Genomic DNA, 19,111 nt, shown 5'->3' with positions numbered 1-19,111 from the left:
CAAGGTGTGTCGGCTTTTAATATTTTGACGTGAATAAATAAAAAACAATGGCGGGCGCGTAAGTGCACGTTTTCGTGGGCTGTGCGCACACGTGATAAATATATAACTCAGGGGCGTTGGGTTAAGTGTTGCATGGTGTTTGCGCAGTTAATTATTCAGCGAAGTGGACGTAAACAAGTGGGCTGTCTAGTGTTTTTATTGTCTGCATTCGGCAGGCCGTAATAAACATTTAAAGGCCATGATGGCCGCACAGGTGAATGATATGGACATTAAAAACAGCAGTGTGAACGGCGTTGATGACGTTGAGCGTCTTGGTTTTGTGAGCAGTCTGGAGCTTCCCGTAGTCGCCCCCTCGCTCATTCCCCGCTTCAAGACCCTCAGGGCCTCGGCTCTAAAAGCAGTGGAGGCGGAGGGCGACAGTGCGCTGGTCACGGGGAGCAGCGTGGTGTCGTTTGTAGGCGACCTGAGTGAGCAACTGAAACAGGATGTGCAAGACGGCGTGTTATTTGCCCAGTTGGCCGTCGACAAGAAGTTCCCAAATAAAGATACGCATCGTGTTGAACGTTTCAATTACTACAATGAAATTCTAAGTAAGTGCGGCTGGACGACAACCGGGGAGTCCATGCACAAAGTAACCGGGCTTAAGCAGAAGTTCACAATGGATCAAGTCGCTCTGGAAATCATTGCCAGTGTGGTGGGACCCAACAAGGTGATTCTGGAAGTGGTTGCCCAAGTCTTCAACGCACTTAAAGACACGCCCAAAGCTCTGAGCCTGTTTGAAAATGAAACCAAGGGTGTGAACTCGGGTAACTTTCAGATTCTGCCGTGCATCGCGACGCGTGACGGTGGGGTGCTCATGATCAAGACGTGTCTGCAGTTCACCTCGTCCACCCGGGTGACCAAAGTCCTGTTTTGGGAATGGAGCCACACTAACGTTGACCTGTACGCGGCGGCCAGTAATACCTCGCTGAACCAGCGCCAGTACGCGGTGGTTCGACAGACCATCATTAATAAGCTCGAAGCGTCAGGCAAACACTTTATTGAAAACATAGAGCTTTAATCCGTCGGCCAGCGAGGACGTCCCGATGTTCAAACAACCTGAACAAATCTTTGTAAATGCAGGCATGGTCATAGCGCCGCTGCCCGGGGTTGTAATCCCCGCACAGCAAATAGCGGATGTTTCAAATTCATTGTTGTTGGCACAGTTGAGTGCACGGGCCAAATACTCGCTGGCGGCGCAACAGGTTGAGCGAGAACGGGCCTGTCAAACGATGCTCGACAACCTGTACTGGATCAGATTAAACGAGCCTTACTTTTCCCTGGACGGTGTACAGACTTTAAGCATCGACGCGGTTGTAGCGACCCAAATTGGCGGGCTTTTTACGGCTGATGTCACGGCGGGTTTTGTTGCCTTGATCGCCTCGCTCAAGACCTCGCCACCTTCAGAACGCGCATTGGCTGTATGGCGCGAGCAGACCGTGCGGCCTTTGCACACGGAGCATTTAGAGAGCACCGAGTGCCCCGTGCCCGATCGCTTCCAGGTGTGTGTGAAGTTTGCACTCATGGGCGTGGGGCCAGTGCTTCACACCCTGATGTTAAGTTTTACAACGCATACGGTTTTGGCCACGGATTTTTTAAATCAAACCCTCGTGACCGATTCTGAAAGCAAGTTAGTCCTTCAAGCCTATTCGTATGAGTTAAGTGGGCGTAATTACGCGAATCTCAGGGGCACGGTGGTCAAAAAGCTGGGTGACAAACCCGAGCAGTACGTGATGCCCTGGGCCTGCGTACAGCCTCCTTGCCAGCCGCCGGGCTTAACAAAAAATTAAGGGGTGACACACTCATGAAGGCAACAATGATTGGAGGCACGCTTGTTGTTTTCGTCCCGGGCATGCCCGAAGGCGAAAAGCAGGATATTCAGGACTGCCTTTTGTATGCCGAAGTGTTTGCAAACCGGGGGGGCGAAACAGGGGGGTGGGCATGGTTGTCGCATTATCAATATGCGCTGTTGAATCTGGGCTTGACCCTCACGTCTTATATAGTCGAGCGGCCTTTACTGATCTCCAATGTTCACCAGGTGCGTGATTATCAAGTGCAGATCGCGGGTACCGGAAACACCCAGCCCCTGGCTGAGCACCTGGGGGCAATGTTTGATGGTTTGTCCCTGGAGCGAGATGCTTTGAGTTACTTGATGAACCCTCCAGGTGAGGCGCGTTCGACCCGCTATCAATGTGTTCCGTGTGAGATGACACACCACGGCGAGTTCCTGATTTTTGTGTGCGGGTTGCAGCTTACTTGCACGTCTCCAGAGGCTAATCCAGGTTTGAGTTTTGTGCAGTTGAACGCGAAAGGCGGCAGCTTTCTGTTCGAACCGGGGGTCTATGAAAGCCAGCGAGCCGAGGTGCAGCAGGTGGTGGGTGAGTGGGCCGCGACAATGATTAAAGAGGTTGAACTGTAAATAGAACCGCTGCCTATGGCTTTCAGGGCTTGAGCAGCGGTTTTTTGTTTAAGGCACCATGTAGCCTTTAACGCCGGTAAAGATAATTTGCGCAGCCAGCGCACACACAAAAAGGCCCATCAAACGGCTGACAATCTGCAAGCCTTGCTCACCCAGGATGCGTTCAATCCGGTTGGACAAGTACAGCACCACGCCCACTGTCAGGCTTGCCAGGGCAATACTGACAATCGCCATCAGCTTGTCATCCCAGTGCGGCTGGCTGATGCCCATTACCAGCAAGGCACCAATGGTGCCGGGGCCAACCGTCAACGGAATAGTGAGTGGCACGATGGTGACGTCTTGCTGAACGTTGTCGGTTTGTACGGCTGATTTACCTTGGGCCATCCCCAGCGCCGAGATGAACAACACGCTGCCGGCGCCGATGCGAAAGGCATCCACGGTGATGCCGAACACGTTGAAAATCGTGCGTCCAAACAAGTACAGCAACACGCTGGAAATCAACGTCGCGAGGGCGACCTTCCAAGCCAGGCGGCGGCGTTCCTTGTTCGAGTAGCCACGCGTCAGGCTGATAAAGCACGACAGCACGAAGAACGGGCTGTAGAGCACCAGCATCTTCAAATACACACTGAACAGCACATGGAGCATGGTATGAGCTCACATCGAAGGAAGGCGCCGAAAGTCTATCAGGCAGTTGGAACTCTGTCGGCAGGCTTGCAGGTAATGTAGCTAGGAAGGCTGTATCTGAGATTGACGCAGCTCACGCTGCGCCACCCAATACTCGACCAGTTCGCGCAACTGCGATAACTCAACCGGTTTGGCCATGTGGCCGTCCATCCCCGCCTGGCGGGCGCGGTCCTTGTGCTCGGCCAGAATATGGGCGGTCAGCGCCACCACGGGTGTACGTACCCGTTGATGGCTGACTTCCCACGCGCGTAGTTGTTCGGTTGCCGAGAAGCCATCCAGCACGGGCATCTCACAATCCATCAGCACCAGGTCGTAGCGCTCGGCTTTCATGGCCTTCAGTGCCTCGGCGCCGTTGCACGCGGTGTCGGGTTGCAAGTTCAGTTTGCCCAGCATGCCGCGGATAACTTTGGTGGAAATGCTGTTGTCTTCGGCCACCAAAATGCGGAAGTCGCTCGGCACCGTCGTCGGCAATGCCGGGTGGCTGGGCTGGGGTTTGCTGGTGGCATGACCTTTGTTGCGCTGGCTAAGTTCATCGGCGAGGGTGGTTTTGAGGGTGTAGCCGGCCACCGGTTTTGCCAGGATGCGTTTGATCCCGCAGTTACGCGCAATGATCTTGCTGGGGGCATTGCTGATACCCGTCAGCATGACCAGCAAAATGTCGTGGTTCAGGCTCGGGTCTTCCTTGATCTTGGCGGCCAGTTGCATGCCAGTCATGCCGGGCATGTTCTGGTCCAGCAACACAATGTCGAAATAGTCGCGCAAGTGAGCTTTGGTTCGCAGCAAGGCCAAGGCTTCTTTGCCCGAGGCGGCAGCATTGACGTTAAGGCCCCACGCGGTGCATTGCTGCACCAGGACTTTGCGGCAGGTGTCATTGTCGTCGACCACCAGCACCCGTGCCCCTTTGAGCGGGCTGTCCAGGTCTGAGGTCTGGTGCTCCAGATGCTGCGGGTCAAGAGGCAGGGTCATCCACAAGCTGCTGCCTTTGCTCAGGCCGGGTTTAATGCCGAACTCACCGCCCATCAACATGATTAACTGGCGGGCAATCACTAACCCCAGATGACCGCCCAGGCGAGTGGCAGCCAGGAAGTTCTTGCTGTGCAGTTCTGCGTGCAGCAGTGCATCCCGTTCCTGCTCATCCATCGGTTGGCCGGAGTCCTGAACCGTAATGCGCAGACGCGGCGGGCCGGTTCGCTCTTCGAGGGCAACCACGATGAGGATTTCGCCTTCGTCGGTTTTCTTCAGTGCGCTTTCGAGCAGGCTGAGCAGGGTTTGCCGCAAGCGAGTCGGGTCGCCACTGATGACGCGCGGCACTTGTGGCTGAATGAAGCTGATGAGTTCAACGTTTTGCTGTTCGGCCTTGGTGCGGAAAATACTCAGGCAATCGTCAATCAGCGCGTTGAGATCGAATTGCACGTCGTCCAGCTCGATTTGCCCGGACTCAAGTTTGGAGATGTCGAGAATTTCGTTAATCAGTGTCAGCAACTCGTTGCCTGCACTGTGGATCGTCTGCACGTAATCGCGCTGTTTGACCGACAGCGGGGTGCCAAGCAGCAGCTCGGTCATGCCCAGAACGCCGTTCATGGGGGTGCGAATCTCGTGGCTGATTTTGGCCAAAAACTCGGCCTTGGCATTGACCTCGGCATTACTGGCGGCCAGTTCGCGGCTGATGCTGAACGCATCCTCGGTGATGCTGCGGTTGCGTTCGCTCAACGCCAGGCTCATCAGAAAACCACTGATGCAGACGATCGCCATCAGCGCCAGAACCAGTTCTTGGGGAGCGATCAGCGTCAGGCCCAAGAGGGCGGGCAGAATCACCAGCGTGCCAATATTGAAAATCGCAATGGCCACCACGAACAGGCGCGCGGGGCGATAGCCTTTTTGCAGGTGGTACACCGAGACCAGCAAAATGCTCAGGCTGGCCAGGGCGACGAATGCGTAGGTCATCAGGTTCAGGGGCAGGCTGTCGATGAACAGCAGCAGCAAGCCGCCCAGGCTGATGATCAGAATATTGGCTAGCAGCAGGCGGTTAAGTGGATGCGGGCCACGGGTCGAGAAAAAGCTGTAGGCGAACATCAAGCCGCACGGTGCGGTCAACAGCAGCGCCAGATACGCCCCCGGCGTCTGTGCGCCATGCCACTCGGGCAGCCAAGGCCCTATCAGGTTCAGGAACAAGGCCGAGCTGCTGAGCAGCAAGCCTTCACACACCGCCAGCCACAGGCTACTGATGGAGCGGGTGAACGCAAAACGTGTGAGGTTGTGCAGCACCAGCATCATCATGCAGCCCAGTAACAAACCATAGAGCAGGGGCCTGCCCTGATTGGCTGCGAGCATCACCGCCGTGTCGAGGGTGATGTAAGGGCGCAATTGATGATCGGAGACCATGCGCAAGTACACATCCAGCGTGTGGCTGCTTTGAGGCAGCGGCAACATATAGTCACTGCTTGGCAGGGGTTTGTCGGCTTGGGACAGATTATTGCCCGTCGTCACTTCGTTGATCAGTTTTTGATCATCAAGTACGTACATGTCCAGGCGGGACAAATCGGGGGCAAAAACGCGCAGGATTTGTTCGTGTTTGTCGGGCACCAGTCGAAAGCGCACCCATAACGCTTCGCCCGCTTCAGCCGCTTTAAGCTGATCGAGTTCGACAGGGCTGAATTGATTGGCAAACCGGGCAGAACGCACGTCGCCTATTTGCAAAGTGCCTTCAGGATCTGAGAGCACTGACCAGCTGCTGCCTTGGGCAGCATGTGCCGGCAGAAAGACGAGCATGGCGGTCAGTAAACTGACAATAAAACCTGTGGCGATCCTGAGCCAGCGCACGGCGAAGTCCCTTCGTAGAGTAAAGCCTAATGATAACTATGCGCGGCGCTGGAACAGTTAGGCAAGGGTTGGCACCCCTGCCTATCCATAAGGATGGCTTACTCCTTATTTTCACCGCGTTCGCGTGCAATGGCGCGGTAGCCAATGTCATTACGATAAAAACAGCCGTCCCACTCGATGGCTTTGGCCAATGAGTACGCTTGCTCCTGAGCGGCCTGAACCGTGTCACCCATCGCCGTTGCACACAGCACGCGACCACCGGCGGTTACCACTTCGCCTGCGGCATTCAGCGCCGTGCCTGCGTGGAAAACTTTGCCTTCGAGCTTTGCAGCGGCGTCCAGTCCGTGAATGACCGCGCCTTTAGCGTAGTCGCCAGGATAGCCGCCTGCTGCCAAAACGATACCCAGGCTGGGGCGCGGGTCCCATTGTGCTTCCACCTTGTCCAGTGCTTGAGCCAGTGCGGCTTCAACCAACAGCACCAGGCTCGATTGCAGACGCAACATCACCGGTTGGGTTTCGGGATCGCCAAAGCGGCAGTTGAATTCGATGACTTTCGGGTTGCCAGCTTTGTCGATCATCAGCCCTGCGTACAGGAAACCCGTGTAGACATTGCCTTCTTCAGCCATGCCGCGCACGGTCGGCCAGATCACCAGGTCCATCACACGTTGGTGAACGTGTGCGGTGACCACCGGGGCAGGGGAGTAAGCACCCATACCGCCCGTGTTGGGCCCGGTGTCGCCGTCGCCAACGCGTTTGTGGTCCTGGCTGGTGGCCATTGGCAACACGTTCTTGCCGTCGACCATCACGATGAAACTGGCTTCTTCGCCGTCGAGGAATTCTTCGATCACCACGCGCGAACCGGCATCGCCGAACGCATTGCCCGCCAGCATGTCGCGCACGGCGTCTTCGGCTTCGGTCAGGGTCATGGCAACGATGACGCCTTTACCGGCGGCCAGGCCATCAGCCTTGATCACAATTGGCGCGCCGACTTTTTGCAGATACGCCAGCGCCGGTTCGATTTCGGTGAAGTTCTGGTAGTCGGCTGTCGGGATCTTGTGACGCGCCAGGAAATCTTTGGTGAACGCCTTCGAGCCTTCGAGCTGGGCAGCGCCAGCGGTCGGGCCGAAGCAGTCCAGGCCCCGGGCGCGGAACAGATCGACCACGCCCGCTACCAATGGCACTTCGGGGCCGACGATGGTCAGGGAAACGTTCTTCTCGGCGAAGTCGGCCAACTGTTCAAGGGCCAGCACGTCGATGGCGACGTTCTCGCACTTGGCTTCGGTGGCGGTGCCGGCGTTGCCTGGGGCAACGAATACTTTGGCGACACGGGGGTCCTGAGCTACTTTCCAGGCCAGTGCGTGTTCGCGGCCACCGCTGCCAATGATCAAAACATTCATTTCAAAAAACCTCGGATGACGCTGAATTCTGTGGGGCGCACGTCAGGCTCTGTAGCCGCTGCCGCAGGCTGCGATCAACCGCGAAGCGGTTGCAGGATGTTTAGATCGCTGAAGACCCTTCGGGTCTTATCGCAGCCTGCGGCAGCGGCTACAGACTATGCGGCGCCTTCAATAATGCTTAATGACGGAAGTGGCGCATGCCGGTGAATACCATGGCAATACCCGCTTCATCGGCAGCTGCAATCACTTCGTTGTCACGCATCGAGCCGCCCGGCTGGATCACGGCCGTGATACCGGCTTTGGCTGCGTTGTCGATACCGTCACGGAACGGGAAGAAAGCGTCCGACGCCATGACCGCGCCTTGCACTTGCAGGCCCGCGTGTTCGGCCTTGATGGCGGCAATGCGCGCCGAGTTTACGCGGCTCATCTGGCCCGCGCCCACGCCGATGGTTTGACGGCCCTTGGCGTAAACGATGGCATTGGACTTCACGTACTTGGCCACTTTCCAGGCGAAGATCAGGTCGTTGATCTCTTGCTCGGTGGGTGCGCGCCGGGTGACGACTTTGAGGTCTTCGCTGCCGATCATTTCGATGTCACGGCTTTGCACCAGCAAACCACCGTTGACGCGCTTGAAGTCCCATGCCGGTGCGCGATCTGCGCTCCACTCACCACAGGCCAGCAAGCGTACATTGGCTTTGGCGGCGACGATGGCGCGCGCTTCGGCGCTCACGGACGGGGCGATGATGACTTCAACGAATTGACGCTCAACGATGGCCTTGGCCGTTTCGGCGTCCAGCTCGCGGTTGAAGGCGATGATGCCGCCGAACGCGGACTCGGTGTCGGTGGCATACGCCAGTTCGTAAGCCTGGCGGATGCCGCCTTCGGCGTCCGGGCTGACGGCTACGCCGCACGGGTTGGCGTGCTTGACGATCACACACGCCGGTTTGACGAAGCTTTTCACGCATTCCAGCGCAGCGTCGGTGTCGGCCACGTTGTTGAACGACAGCTCTTTGCCTTGCAGCTGAGTCGCGGTAGCGATGCTGACTTCGGCAGGCTTGGCTTCAACGTAGAACGCCGCTTTCTGGTGCGGGTTCTCGCCGTAGCGCATTTCTTGCGCCTTGATGAACTGGCTGTTGAAGGTGCGTGGGAACAGGCCGCGGTCTTCAGTGCTCAGGGTTTGTGCGGCCTGGTTCACGGTGCCCAGGTAGTTGGCGATCATGCCGTCGTAGGCAGCGGTGTGTTCGAAGGCCTTGAGCATCAGGTCGAAACGCTGAGCGTAGGTCAGGCCGCCGGCTTTGAGGTTTTGCAGCACGTTGGCGTAATCGCTGGCGTTAACCACGATGGCCACGTCTTTGTGGTTTTTAGCTGCCGAACGGACCATGGTCGGGCCGCCGATGTCGATGTTCTCGATGGCGGTAGGCAGGTCGCAACCCGGCTTGTTGATGGTGGCTTCGAACGGGTAGAGGTTGACCGCTACCAGGTCGATCGGCTTGATGCCGTGCTCGTTCATGATGTCGTCGTCAATGCCGCGACGGCCCAGGATGCCGCCGTGGATTTTGGGATGCAGGGTTTTCACCCGACCGTCCATCATTTCCGCGAAGCCGGTGTAATCGGCGACTTCAACTGCGGCCACGCCGTTGTCTTGCAGCAACTTGAACGTACCGCCAGTGGACAGGATCTCGACGCCGAGGGCTTCCAGTTCACGGGCGAAATCAAGGATTCCGGTTTTGTCGGAAACGCTGATTAAAGCGCGGCGGATCGGCAGGCGGGTAGTCTGATCGGTCATCTCGATTTCCATCAAAAGCAAAGGAGTCAGCAAAAAAGGCGGCCCGTTTTACGAGGACGCCTTTCAGGTTTGATTGAATGCTTACAGCAGATCGTACTGTTTGAGTTTTTTGCGCAGCGTGCCGCGGTTGAGGCCCAGCATCTCGGAGGCTTTGGTCTGGTTGCCCTTGACGTAGTTCATGACGCACTCGAGCAGGGGGGCCTCGACTTCGGAAAGTACCAGGTTGTATACGTCCGTGACTTCAGCGCCCTCCAGGTGGGCGAAATAGTTGTGCAGCGCCTTTTCGACACTCCCGCGAAGGGTCTGGCCTTCTTCGCTCGGCGTATTGAGGTGCTGTTTCAAATTGACGTTGTCGCTCACGGGCGTTGTTCCACTCACTAATGTCTCGGTCATCATCGTCATGCGGCCACCCATCCTTCGTCCCCTGTCCCCAGGCTCTTGTGTCGTTCGGCGAAAAACGCCTGAACGTTGGCGCATTGTGCTTCCGTGTCTTCTAAACGATTGAAGTGGGCGCGAAACTCCTTGGCGCCCGGCAAGGTTGCGAGATACCAGCCGACATGCTTGCGGGCAATGCGTACGCCCAATACCTCCCCATAGAAGGCATGCAAGGCGGCCAGATGCTCTAGCAGAATACGTTCCACTTCGCTCATCGGCGGTGCCGGCAACAGCTGGCCGGTTCGCAGAAAATGATCAACTTCGCGGAAAATCCAGGGCCGCCCTTGAGCCGCCCTGCCAATTAATAGTCCATCAGCGCCGGTCGCGTGCAACACATGCCGGGCTTTGTGGGGTGAATCGATGTCGCCGTTGGCAAAGACCGGTATCGACACGGCCTGCTTGATCGCGGCGATGGTGTCGTATTCGGCTTCGCCGGTGTAAAGGTCGGCACGGGTTCTGCCGTGTACCGCCAGTGCTGTGATGCCTGCCTGCTCGGCGATCTTGGCCACCGTCAGGCCGTTTTTGTTGTCCCGGTCCCAGCCGGTACGGATTTTCAGGGTGACCGGCACATCAACCGCAGCCACAACGGCTTGCAGGATCTCGTTCACCAATGCTTCGTCTTTCAATAAGGCGGAACCGGCGGCCTTGTTGCAGACCTTTTTTGCCGGGCAACCCATATTGATATCAATGATCTGTGCGCCCAGTTCCACATTGGCCCTGGCGGCGTCTGCGAGCATTTGCGCATCACCGCCGGCGATCTGTACCGAGCGCGGCTCGGGATCACCGTCGTGAATCATGCGCAGGCGCGATTTACGACTGTTCCAGAGACTCATGTCACTGGTGACCATTTCCGAAACAACCAGGCCTGCGCCCATCCGTCGACAAAGCTGACGAAAGGGCTGGTCGGTGACCCCCGCCATCGGGGCGAGAATCAAACCGTTGTGCAATGTATATGGGCCGATGCGTACCGCCGACATAGGACTTCCCTGTTGTGGGGCCGGATCTTGGGAGTTCGAAAAAGGGTTGGCATGATACCCGCTCTCGATGACTGGATAAAGGCTGGGTTGGATGTTTTTTGAACAATTTAGGCATAAAGCCAATGGCAAACGACAACCTTCAGGCGTGTCGTTTGCCACCAGGCGCGCAGGGGATCATTCCGGGGAATGAAAACTCAGGCTGTAGTTAACGGCTTTCGGACCTGGATCGAGGATGTCCAGGGCGATATGGATTGGCGTCTGGGGCGGCATTTCGGCTTGTTTGGCCAAGTCGCCGCTCAAGTATTCGCCGGGTTTGAAGCGACGACTGGCGATCATTTTGCCGTTCAGGTCAGCGAAGCGCAGTTCCAGCAGCGGGAAGGGTTGCGAGAACGGCGCGCGGTTGTACAGGATCGCGTCCACCACCAGCGCACCGGTGAACTCAGGGTGGCTGCGCACCACCAGGTTGCTGCTTTTGATGCGATCAATGTCGACTTTGGACGGCACGGTGCAGCCGAGCGTCGGGCACAGTTGCTGAAACAGCGGGCGATACCGGTCTTGTCGGGCCAGCTCTTCGAAGTGGCCCGCGATGTATTGCCCGGCCAGTGCGGCGCCAGCCAATAACGCCAGCAATAGCCACAGCAGACGCTTGCCCCACGGCGTACTGCGCTTTTGCCAATCCAGTTGCAGCGGGTCATCCACCAAGTCCTGGAGCAGTTCTTCGCGTACACCCGGCTCGTTACGCTTGCGTTTGCCCTTGGTGACAGACGGCGCGGCGATTGGCTCGTCGTCGTCGTCGTCATCGTCATCCACAGCGGACATAGGCATCAGCGGCGGCTCTTGCTCCTCTTGCAGCGAATGCTCAAGGGGCGGCGTGTCATCGGACTCGTCGAGATCGCGTGACAGTGACGGCTCGGTGCGACCGGGTTTGCTAGGCTCAGCCGGTGTTTGCGCCAATGCCAAGGTGTCGGCGCGCTCTGCGGCCGAATCGCTGAACAGGCTGTCGGGCCAAGGGTTGTCTTCGCCGGTGGCGCTTTCGCGGTGCGCACTCAGCGTGTCTTCTTTAGGTGTGTGCGGCTGGCCAAAGCTTTTGCTGGGCTGAATTTCCAGCTCCTCAAGCTTGGCCAGCTCTTTGTCCAGATCCAGATGCTCGAGGTCGAGTTCGCCTGCCTGCCATTGCGTCTGGCTGATAGGCTCGGGCCTGGCGGGTGGCTCGACGGCCTCGGGCACGACAGCAACAGGGGCGGCAGCGACAGGCTGCTGCTCTGTTTCAGTGCTCTTGTTGAGCAATTGCTGTGCGGCATTGAACACTTGCAGGCAGGCGCCACAGCGCACCACTCCACGGGCCATGCTCAATTGAGAATGGCTGACGCGAAAGCTGGTTTGGCAATGGGGGCACTGTGTTACGAAGCTATCGCTCATGCGGCCATCCGGGTTAGACAGGCGTGCATTCTAGCGCCGACGACCACTGATGCGCACCCAGCCATCGCGATTGGCGATAGGGTCCAGATCAAAGTCCTGAGCGTAGGCCGCGGCCACTTCATCGCCTTGTTCGGCGAGGATGCCGGAGAGTGCCAGGCGGCCACCCGGTTTCACCAGGCTGGACAGTTGTGGCGCCAGTGCGACCAGCGGTCCAGCCAGAATGTTGGCGACCAGCACGTCAGCCTGTACTTGCGGCAAGTCTTGCGGCAGGTACAGCGGGAACAGGGCTGGGTCGATGTTGTTGCGCCCGGCGTTGTCGCGGGAGGCTTCGAGCGCCTGCACGTCAATGTCGGTGCCGACGGCTTCTTTGGCGCCCAGCAGCAGGGCCGCAATGGCCAAAATGCCCGAGCCGCAACCGAAGTCCAGCACGTTGCAGTCCTTGAGGTCCTGGCCGTCGAGCCACTCAAGGCACAGCGCGGTCGTGGGGTGGGTGCCAGTGCCGAAGGCCAGGCCCGGGTCAAGCAGCAGGTTCACCGCGCCCGGCTCCGGTGCAGCGTGCCAGCTTGGCACGATCCACAGGCGCTGACCGAAACGCATCGGGTGGAAGTTGTCCATCCAGCTGCGCTCCCAGTCCTGGTCTTCGATGACTTCGGCGTGGTGTTCTGGCAGTGGTGAGCCGGTCAGCAGTGCCAGATGGGACAGCACGAGTTCGGCTTCGGTGCCGCCCTCGAACAGTGCCAGCAAATGGGTGTGCGACCACAGTGGTGTGGTGTTGAGTTCAGGTTCGAAGATCGGTTGGTCTTCGGCATCCATGAACGTGACCGAAACGGCACCGACTTCGAGGAACGCGTCTTCGTAGGTTTCGGCTTGTTCCGGGCTGATGGCGAGGCGTACTTGCAGCCAAGGCATGGCGGGCACCTTTGAAAAATAGAAGTGTGCAGCCGTCGGGCTGCGAGAAGCGCGCAAGTTTACGCGAGCAGGGGGCGTGACGGGTAATCAAAAGCGATGAAAAACGCTGCTGACGGTAATCGCAGAATATGGGTAGACGCTGGCGCAGGCTGCGATCCTTTAACGCTCAACAGATCGCAGCCTGCGGTTTTTGCGCTTGCCAGACACAACAAAGCCGCTCGAAAGCGGCTTTGTTGATCAGGGCACAAACTTACTGGTTAGCCAGTTTGTGTTCCAGGTAGTGAATGTTGACGCCGCCTTTGCAGAAGCCTTCGTCATTCACCAGATCGCGGTGCAGCGGGATGTTGGTTTTGATCCCGTCGACCACGATTTCGTCCAGGGCATTGCGCATGCGCGCCATGGCTTCATCACGGGTCGAACCCCACGTGATCAGCTTGCCGATCAGGGAGTCGTAGTTGGACGGAACCTTGTAGCCGCTGTACAGGTGCGAGTCGACGCGAACGCCATTGCCACCCGGTGCGTGGAAGTGCTTGACCATGCCAGGGCTGGGCATGAACGTCGCCGGGTCTTCAGCGTTGATCCGGCATTCCAGCGAGTGACCGTGAATGTTCACGTCAGCCTGGGTGAAGGACAGCTTGTTACCGGCGGCGATGCTCAACATCTCTTTAACGATGTCGATGCCAGTGACCATTTCGGACACCGGGTGCTCTACTTGCACGCGAGTGTTCATCTCGATGAAGTAGAAGCGACCATTTTCGTACAGGAACTCGAAGGTGCCCGCGCCACGGTAGTTGATGTCCACGCATGCTTTTACGCAGCGAGCCAGCACTTCGGCGCGTGCGGTTTCGTCGATGCCCGGTGCGGGCGCTTCTTCGAGTACCTTCTGGTGACGACGTTGCAGCGAGCAATCGCGGTCGCCCAGGTGGATCGCATTGCCCTGGCCATCAGAAATAACCTGAACTTCCACGTGACGTGGGTTGGTCAGGTATTTTTCGAGGTAGACTATCGGGTTGCTGAACCAGGCGCCCGCTTCTTCGCGAGTCTGCTTGGCCGCTTCGATCAGGTCTTCTTCGCGGTGTACAACGCGCATGCCGCGACCACCGCCGCCGCCAGCGGCTTTGATGATCACCGGGTAGCCGACTTCACGGCCGATACGCAGCGCGGTTTCTTCGTCTTCAGGCAGTGGGCCGTCAGAACCTGGAACCGTAGGTACACCCGCAGCAATCATGGCGTGCTTGGCCGATACCTTGTCGCCCATCAGGCGAATGGTGTCAGCTTTAGGGCCGATGAAGGCAAAGCCGGATTTTTCGACTTGCTCGGCAAAATCGGCGTTTTCAGCCAAAAAGCCATAGCCTGGGTGAATCGCCGTGGCGCCGGTCACTTCAGCGGCCGCGATGATGGCCGGAATGTGCAGGTAAGACAGGTTGGCCGGTGCCGGACCAATGCAGACGGTTTCGTCAGCCAGGCCCAGGTGCATCAGCTCTTTGTCGGCAGTTGAGTACACCGCGACCGTCTTGATCCCCATTTCTTTGCACGCCCGCAGGATGCGCAAAGCAATCTCGCCACGGTTGGCGATCAGGACTTTTTCCAGCTTCTTCTGAGGCTTCAACATCGTTGGCTCCCCGTGGTTCAAACGATGGTGAACAGCGGTTGGTCGAACTCAACCGGCTGACCGTTTTCTACCAGGATGGACTCGATAACACCGGCTTTTTCAGCGGTGATGTGGTTCATCATCTTCATCGCTTCAACGATGCAAATGGTGTCGCCGACCTTGACGGTCTGGCCCACTTCAACGAAGGCAGGTGAGGTAGGTGCCGGGGTGCGGTAGAACGTACCGACCATTGGCGACTTGACCACAAAACCGTTCAGTTTTGGTGCAGCAGGGGCTTCAGTCACGGTGGCAACCGGAGCAACAGCCACTGGCGCTGCGGCAGGCGCTTGCATTGGAGCCGGGGCGTAGAACTGCTGAGCAGGAGTCTTGCTGTGGCGGCTGATGCGTACCGACTCTTCGCCTTCTTTAATTTCCAGCTCGTCGATGCCGGACTCTTCCAGCAGTTCGATCAGTTTCTTAACTTTACGGATATCCATGAATCGTCAACTCCCAATGGGTCGGTCAGGGGCGTTTAGCTTGTAGTTCAAGCTGTTCCAGGGCGGCCTCCAAGGCCAGTCGATAACCGCTGGCGCCAAGGCCGCAGATCACACCTACCGCAACGTCGGAGAAGTAGGAGTGATGGCGGAAAGGTTCGCGTTTGTGCACGTTAGACAAATGCACTTCGATGAATGGGATGCTCACCGCCAGCAGCGCGTCACGTAATGCCACGCTGGTGTGGGTGAACGCCGCCGGGTTGATCAAAATAAAATCCACGCCTTCGTCGCGTGCAGCGTGAATCCGGTCGATCAATTCATACTCGGCATTGCTTTGCAGGTAGAGCAAATGGTGACCGGCTTCGCGGGCCCGTTGTTCCAGATCCTGATTGATCTGCGCCAGCGTCGTGGCGCCGTAGACGCCCGGCTCGCGGGTGCCGAGCAAGTTCAAGTTGGGGCCGTGTAGCACCAGGAAAGTCGCCATGTGCTGTTCCTTATTATCTGTGCGCAGTTGTCAGTGCCGGGCGACTATGCCCAAAAGCATAATCGCTGTCCAGTTAACTGCAATAGCCAGCACGATGACCGATGTTCGCGCAAAGTTTGTGACTCAGGTGCTAGATCTGGTCATTCGCCTTGACGACACGTTCGGCGAAGTCTTGTGCATTGATCTCGCCAATGACCCGTTGGTCACTGATTTCTGAGCCCTTTTTGTCAAAGAACATCAGTGCAGGAGGCCCGAACAGTTGGTAGCGGTCGAGCAGGGCGCGTTGCTCAGGGTTGCTGGCGGTGATGTCGAAACGCACCAGTTGATAGCCTTTGAGTAAATCCAGCACACGCGAGTTGTTCAGCACCTCGTGCTCAATCACTTTGCAGCTGATGCACCAGTCGGCGTACCAGTCGAGCAACAGCGGTTGCCCTGCGGCTTTGGCTTGGGCCAGTGCGGCGTCAAGCTGTGCCGGGGTGCTGACGGTGAGCCATTGGCTGGCGGGTTGTGCGGCGCTGCCCTGGGTTGCGCTAGGGGTCTGGCCAGGTCCAGGTTTGAGGGGATCGCCCTGGCCGCTTAATGCGCCATACCAACACATGAGCGCGTAAACCAGCAGGAACAGGCCCACCAATTGCGCAAGACGCTGGCGAGGGGACTTGTCGATAAACTCCAGCGTGCCGAGAAACAGGCTCACCCCGGCGGCCAGAAAGCCGACCAACAGCAAGGTGGCCGGGCCGGGCAGAACGCGGCTGAGCAGGCCGATGGCCAAGCCCAGCAGCAACACGCCAATGGCATTTTTCACCGTGACCAGCCACGGTCCGCTTTTAGGCAGCCAGGCCGCGCCGCCGGTGGCGACGATCACCAGCGGAGTGCCCATGCCCAGCCCTAACACGAGCAACTTCAAGCCGCCGCCCAATGCATCGCCACTGGCGCTGATATACAGCAGCGCACCGGCCAGCGGCGCCGACACGCAGGGCGATACCAGCAAGCTGGAGACCACGCCCAGTACGGCGGCGCCCCACAACGAGCCGCCTTGGGTGTTATTGGCCACACGGTCCAGGCGATTGCTGAGGGCGCGTGGCAGTTTGAGTTCGAACACCCCAAACATCGCCAGCGCAAACACTGCAAAAAACATCGCGAACGGCACCAGCACCCAGGCGGACTGCAAGCGTGCTTGCAGATTGAGCTGAGCGCCGAACATGCCCATCAGCGCGCCGAGCAGGGCAAAGCAGGCAGCCATTGGCAGCACGTAAGCCAGCGACAGGCTGAAACCGCGCCACCCGCCGACCTGGCCGCGCAACACCACCCCCGACAGAATCGGCAGCATTGGCAGCACGCACGGGGTAAAGGTCAGGCCCAGCCCCGCCAGGAAAAAGATCGCCAGTTCGCGCCAGCTCCAGGATGCAGTAGGGGCGCCGGGAGTGGCGGCGTCGGCGGCTGGCGTGCCTTCAATATTTAGGCGTACGGTTTCGGGCGGGTAGCACAAGCCCTTGTCGGCGCAGCCTTGATAGGTGACCACCAGCGTGAACGCCCGCGGATCGTTGGCTGGGCGTGGCACGTCCACGTCAACGATGCCGTGATAGACCTGCACATCGCCGAAATACTCATCATGCTTGGGTTCGCCAGGCGGCAATTGCACCGGGCCAAGAGCCACATCGGCTGGCTCGGCCTTGAAGGCGAAACGGTGTTGGTACAGGTAATAACCGTCGGTCGGTACAAAGCGCAGCTTGATGTTTTCTGGGGTGCTCTGGATCAGGTTGAGCTTGAACGCCTCGCTGACCGGCAGGAAATCGCGGCTGTTATTGATCGCCCCCAGCGTGGCGCTGGGTCGGTTATCCAGCAACCCCGCGCCCAGGGCTGGCACGGCGAAGAGTAAACACATAAGCAAAAGCAGGCGGCGCATAGTGATCTCGCAAATCAAACGTGCGGCCATGATAACGGACTGAGAAACACTGTGCAGGTCAGCTTCGAGCACGCACACCTGTAGCCGTTACAGGCTTTTTGCAGTCGGGCGCTGCCTGCGGGGTCACACCCGAAACGCTTGCACGGCGGCGTTCAGCTCGCCGCCCAGCACCAGCAAACGTTCGCCCTGATCACGGCCCTGGCCGATGCGTTGCAGGTTGTCATCGCCCAATTGGTGAATACGCTCACTGTGATCGCGGATCTCACTGACCGCGCCACTCTGCTGTGCGGTGACGTCGGCAATGCGCACAGCGGTGTCCGCGATGGTGGCAATCGCCTCGACGATTTCATCCAGTGCGCCGTCCGCTGCCTGAGCCTGTTGTGCCGTCGCCTGAGCGTGTACCACTTGGGCGCGCATGCCTTCTACCGATTGGCGCGCGGCTGCTTGCAGCCCGCCGATCAAGGTTTGAATTTCCCCGGTGGCGCCAGCTGTGCGCTGCGCCAAGGTGCGCACTTCTTCGGCCACCACGGCAAATCCGCGGCCCATCTCGCCTGCGCGGGCGGCTTCAATCGCGGCGTTGAGCGCCAACAGGTTGGTTTGGTCGGCAATCGAACGAATCACCGTCAACACGCCGCCAATCGTTGCGGACTCTTCGGCCAACTGCTCGATCATTTGCGCGTTGCCTTGCACCTCGCCCACCAGCGCATGCAGGCCGGTCAGGCTTTGACCGATCACGCGCTGACCCTGCGCCACGGCCAGTCCGGCACTGCGGCTGGCATCGGCCGCTTGGCTGGCGTCCCCTGCGACCTGAGAAATCGTGGCTTCCAACTCGCCCAGCGCATCGCGGATTTGAGCCGTGTCCCCCGCTTGCCGTTCGGCGCCACTGTGCAGCCCGTTGCTCAGTTCGGCCAAGGCTTGGCTGCTGCCCGCCACTTGTTCGGCGTTTACGCGCAAGGTGCCGACCAGATTGACCAGATACGTGCGCAGCCGATTGAGTGAAGCCTGAATGTCGTGCAACTCGCGGTTGGTGTTGCCCAGTTGAATATCGCGGCTGAAGTCCCCTTGCGCCCACGTCCCGAGCATTGGCGCCAGGTGCGTCAGTACCTTGGCCAGCTTGCGTTGCAGGGTGTCGATCAACAGCGCGATCAGCAGGATGAGGGCAATCATCACGGCTTGAATCAACCGCACTTCTTGCTGGATCTGCCCGTGTTCGGCGCGCACCACCGGCTCAAGCCCGGCAATGGCCTGTTGCACCGCGTCCAGTTTCACATGGGTGGCTGCGGCCAGTTGTGTGCGTTGCTCGATTTGTGTTTGCGTGCGTTTAAGTTCGCCAGGGTAGCGATTGAGCAGGTTATTGAGCTCGCGCTTGAGGCTGACAGCAGCGTCCTCTGCTTGCCCGCTCTGTTGGGACTCAAGCCCCATCAGGGCGGCAAAATCATCGCTGGCCGAGGCGCTTTTGGCACTGACGCCGAGCAAGGGCAGTGCGTCGAGGGTGTGGGCTTGAGCCTGGAGAGTTGTCAGTTCGCGTTCCACATCAGAAGCCAGTTCACTGCGCCCGCTGCTCACGAGCTTTTCGCGGCTCAGCGATAGCTTGGCCACGTGCTGAAACGCCTCAACCAGAGGGCTTAAATAGTCCTGCGCGGCGGGTGCAGAGCTTTGGCTGGCGTACTGGGCGAGTTGCTCCAGAGTGGCGCCTAGCTCGCGCTCGGCCTGAATCAGCAACGCTTGCGGGTCGCCGGCCAATTTGCCCGCCG

At 58.6% G+C, this 19,111-nt stretch carries 16 protein-coding genes; 3 read left to right on the top strand and 13 right to left on the bottom strand.

Features of this window, described 5'->3' with window-relative positions; translation table 11 throughout:
* The first annotated feature begins 262 nt into the window (after positions 1-262).
* From ACP7A4_RS16070 to ACP7A4_RS16060, 3 genes are read left to right on the top strand one after another with little or no spacing between them, the layout of a single operon-like run.
* On the top strand, positions 263-1,060 hold the full coding sequence (locus ACP7A4_RS16070) for a hypothetical protein (RefSeq protein WP_426247769.1): 798 nt from the start codon (positions 263-265) through the stop codon (positions 1,058-1,060).
* Between the two features lie 25 nt (positions 1,061-1,085).
* Entirely contained in the window at positions 1,086-1,829 is a 744-nt protein-coding gene (locus ACP7A4_RS16065; protein ID WP_426247768.1) for a hypothetical protein, read from the top strand.
* Positions 1,830-1,843: 14 nt separating this feature from the next.
* Positions 1,844-2,458 (top strand): hypothetical protein, encoded by a 615-nt coding sequence (locus ACP7A4_RS16060; protein WP_203303011.1) that lies wholly within the window; start codon positions 1,844-1,846, stop codon positions 2,456-2,458.
* 48 nt (positions 2,459-2,506) lie between these two features.
* On the opposite strand, the gene ACP7A4_RS16055 is transcribed toward ACP7A4_RS16060, so the two are convergent.
* The 13 genes from ACP7A4_RS16055 to ACP7A4_RS15995 form a co-directional block, all read right to left on the bottom strand.
* Complete coding sequence (locus ACP7A4_RS16055; protein WP_048364366.1) at positions 2,507-3,103, bottom strand: MarC family protein; 597 nt, start codon at positions 3,101-3,103, stop codon at positions 2,507-2,509.
* Positions 3,104-3,184: 81 nt separating this feature from the next.
* Positions 3,185-5,962: a hybrid sensor histidine kinase/response regulator gene (locus tag ACP7A4_RS16050; RefSeq protein WP_059763406.1), complete on the bottom strand. Its 2,778-nt coding sequence runs from the start codon at positions 5,960-5,962 to the stop codon at positions 3,185-3,187.
* Positions 5,963-6,060: 98 nt separating this feature from the next.
* Positions 6,061-7,359: a phosphoribosylamine--glycine ligase gene (purD, locus tag ACP7A4_RS16045; RefSeq protein WP_059763405.1), complete on the bottom strand. Its 1,299-nt coding sequence runs from the start codon at positions 7,357-7,359 to the stop codon at positions 6,061-6,063.
* Between the two features lie 178 nt (positions 7,360-7,537).
* The gene (gene purH / locus ACP7A4_RS16040; protein ID WP_059763404.1) at positions 7,538-9,145 is read right to left on the bottom strand and encodes a bifunctional phosphoribosylaminoimidazolecarboxamide formyltransferase/IMP cyclohydrolase; all 1,608 of its coding nucleotides are present in this window, start codon (positions 9,143-9,145) and stop codon (positions 7,538-7,540) included.
* A gap of 81 nt (positions 9,146-9,226) precedes the next feature.
* The gene (fis, locus tag ACP7A4_RS16035; RefSeq protein ID WP_019408796.1) at positions 9,227-9,547 is read right to left on the bottom strand and encodes a DNA-binding transcriptional regulator Fis; all 321 of its coding nucleotides are present in this window, start codon (positions 9,545-9,547) and stop codon (positions 9,227-9,229) included.
* Positions 9,544-10,557, bottom strand: coding sequence for a tRNA dihydrouridine synthase DusB (gene dusB / locus ACP7A4_RS16030; protein ID WP_048364362.1), 1,014 nt, complete (start codon positions 10,555-10,557; stop codon positions 9,544-9,546). Before dusB ends, fis begins: the two co-directional genes overlap by 4 nt.
* Positions 10,558-10,731: 174 nt before the next feature.
* Positions 10,732-11,976, bottom strand: coding sequence for a DUF3426 domain-containing protein (locus tag ACP7A4_RS16025; RefSeq protein WP_426247767.1), 1,245 nt, complete (start codon positions 11,974-11,976; stop codon positions 10,732-10,734).
* A 30-nt stretch (positions 11,977-12,006) separates the two neighbouring features.
* Positions 12,007-12,885: a 50S ribosomal protein L11 methyltransferase gene (gene prmA / locus ACP7A4_RS16020; protein ID WP_059763401.1), complete on the bottom strand. Its 879-nt coding sequence runs from the start codon at positions 12,883-12,885 to the stop codon at positions 12,007-12,009.
* Positions 12,886-13,135: 250 nt separating this feature from the next.
* Positions 13,136-14,497 (bottom strand): acetyl-CoA carboxylase biotin carboxylase subunit, encoded by a 1,362-nt coding sequence (accC, locus tag ACP7A4_RS16015; protein WP_426247766.1) that lies wholly within the window; start codon positions 14,495-14,497, stop codon positions 13,136-13,138.
* A 17-nt stretch (positions 14,498-14,514) separates the two neighbouring features.
* On the bottom strand, positions 14,515-14,973 hold the full coding sequence (gene accB / locus ACP7A4_RS16010) for an acetyl-CoA carboxylase biotin carboxyl carrier protein (RefSeq protein WP_003439221.1): 459 nt from the start codon (positions 14,971-14,973) through the stop codon (positions 14,515-14,517).
* 25 nt (positions 14,974-14,998) lie between these two features.
* Positions 14,999-15,454 carry a type II 3-dehydroquinate dehydratase gene (aroQ, locus tag ACP7A4_RS16005; protein ID WP_019408789.1) on the bottom strand — a complete coding sequence of 152 codons (456 nt, stop codon included), beginning with the start codon at positions 15,452-15,454 and terminating at the stop codon, positions 14,999-15,001.
* 130 nt (positions 15,455-15,584) lie between these two features.
* A complete protein-coding gene (locus ACP7A4_RS16000) occupies positions 15,585-17,357 on the bottom strand; it encodes a protein-disulfide reductase DsbD (RefSeq protein ID WP_426247765.1) in 1,773 nt (590 codons plus the stop codon).
* A 123-nt stretch (positions 17,358-17,480) separates the two neighbouring features.
* Positions 17,481-18,029 (bottom strand): methyl-accepting chemotaxis protein, encoded by a 549-nt coding sequence (locus ACP7A4_RS15995; protein ID WP_371260631.1) that lies wholly within the window; start codon positions 18,027-18,029, stop codon positions 17,481-17,483.
* Positions 18,030-19,111 lie beyond the last annotated feature (1,082 nt).

Origin of the sequence: Pseudomonas sp. TWR3-1-1 (assembly GCF_049896545.1) — a bacterium.
Classification (GTDB): Bacteria; Pseudomonadota; Gammaproteobacteria; order Pseudomonadales; family Pseudomonadaceae; genus Aquipseudomonas; species Aquipseudomonas weihenstephanensis.
The sequence above is the reverse complement of the archived record's forward strand: the minus strand, read 5'-3'. Positions and strand labels throughout refer to the sequence as shown.

Excerpts from the sequence above, each read along its gene's own strand:
- ACP7A4_RS16070 (WP_426247769.1), top strand. The coding sequence starts at position 263 with ATGGACATTAAAAACAGCAGTGTGAACGGCGTTGATGACGTTGAGCGT.
- ACP7A4_RS16065 (WP_426247768.1), top strand. The coding sequence starts at position 1,086 with ATGTTCAAACAACCTGAACAAATCTTTGTAAATGCAGGCATGGTCATA.
- ACP7A4_RS16060 (WP_203303011.1), top strand. The coding sequence starts at position 1,844 with ATGAAGGCAACAATGATTGGAGGCACGCTTGTTGTTTTCGTCCCGGGC.
- ACP7A4_RS16055 (WP_048364366.1), bottom strand. The coding sequence starts at position 3,103 with ATGCTCCATGTGCTGTTCAGTGTGTATTTGAAGATGCTGGTGCTCTAC.
- purD (WP_059763405.1), bottom strand. The coding sequence starts at position 7,359 with ATGAATGTTTTGATCATTGGCAGCGGTGGCCGCGAACACGCACTGGCC.
- purH (WP_059763404.1), bottom strand. The coding sequence starts at position 9,145 with ATGACCGATCAGACTACCCGCCTGCCGATCCGCCGCGCTTTAATCAGC.
- fis (WP_019408796.1), bottom strand. The coding sequence starts at position 9,547 with ATGACGATGATGACCGAGACATTAGTGAGTGGAACAACGCCCGTGAGC.
- dusB (WP_048364362.1), bottom strand. The coding sequence starts at position 10,557 with ATGTCGGCGGTACGCATCGGCCCATATACATTGCACAACGGTTTGATT.
- ACP7A4_RS16025 (WP_426247767.1), bottom strand. The coding sequence starts at position 11,976 with ATGAGCGATAGCTTCGTAACACAGTGCCCCCATTGCCAAACCAGCTTT.
- prmA (WP_059763401.1), bottom strand. The coding sequence starts at position 12,885 with ATGCCTTGGCTGCAAGTACGCCTCGCCATCAGCCCGGAACAAGCCGAA.
- accC (WP_426247766.1), bottom strand. The coding sequence starts at position 14,497 with ATGTTGAAGCCTCAGAAGAAGCTGGAAAAAGTCCTGATCGCCAACCGT.
- accB (WP_003439221.1), bottom strand. The coding sequence starts at position 14,973 with ATGGATATCCGTAAAGTTAAGAAACTGATCGAACTGCTGGAAGAGTCC.
- aroQ (WP_019408789.1), bottom strand. The coding sequence starts at position 15,454 with ATGGCGACTTTCCTGGTGCTACACGGCCCCAACTTGAACTTGCTCGGC.
- ACP7A4_RS16000 (WP_426247765.1), bottom strand. The coding sequence starts at position 17,357 with ATGCGCCGCCTGCTTTTGCTTATGTGTTTACTCTTCGCCGTGCCAGCC.
- ACP7A4_RS15995 (WP_371260631.1), bottom strand. The coding sequence starts at position 18,029 with ATGATCGAGCAGTTGGCCGAAGAGTCCGCAACGATTGGCGGCGTGTTG.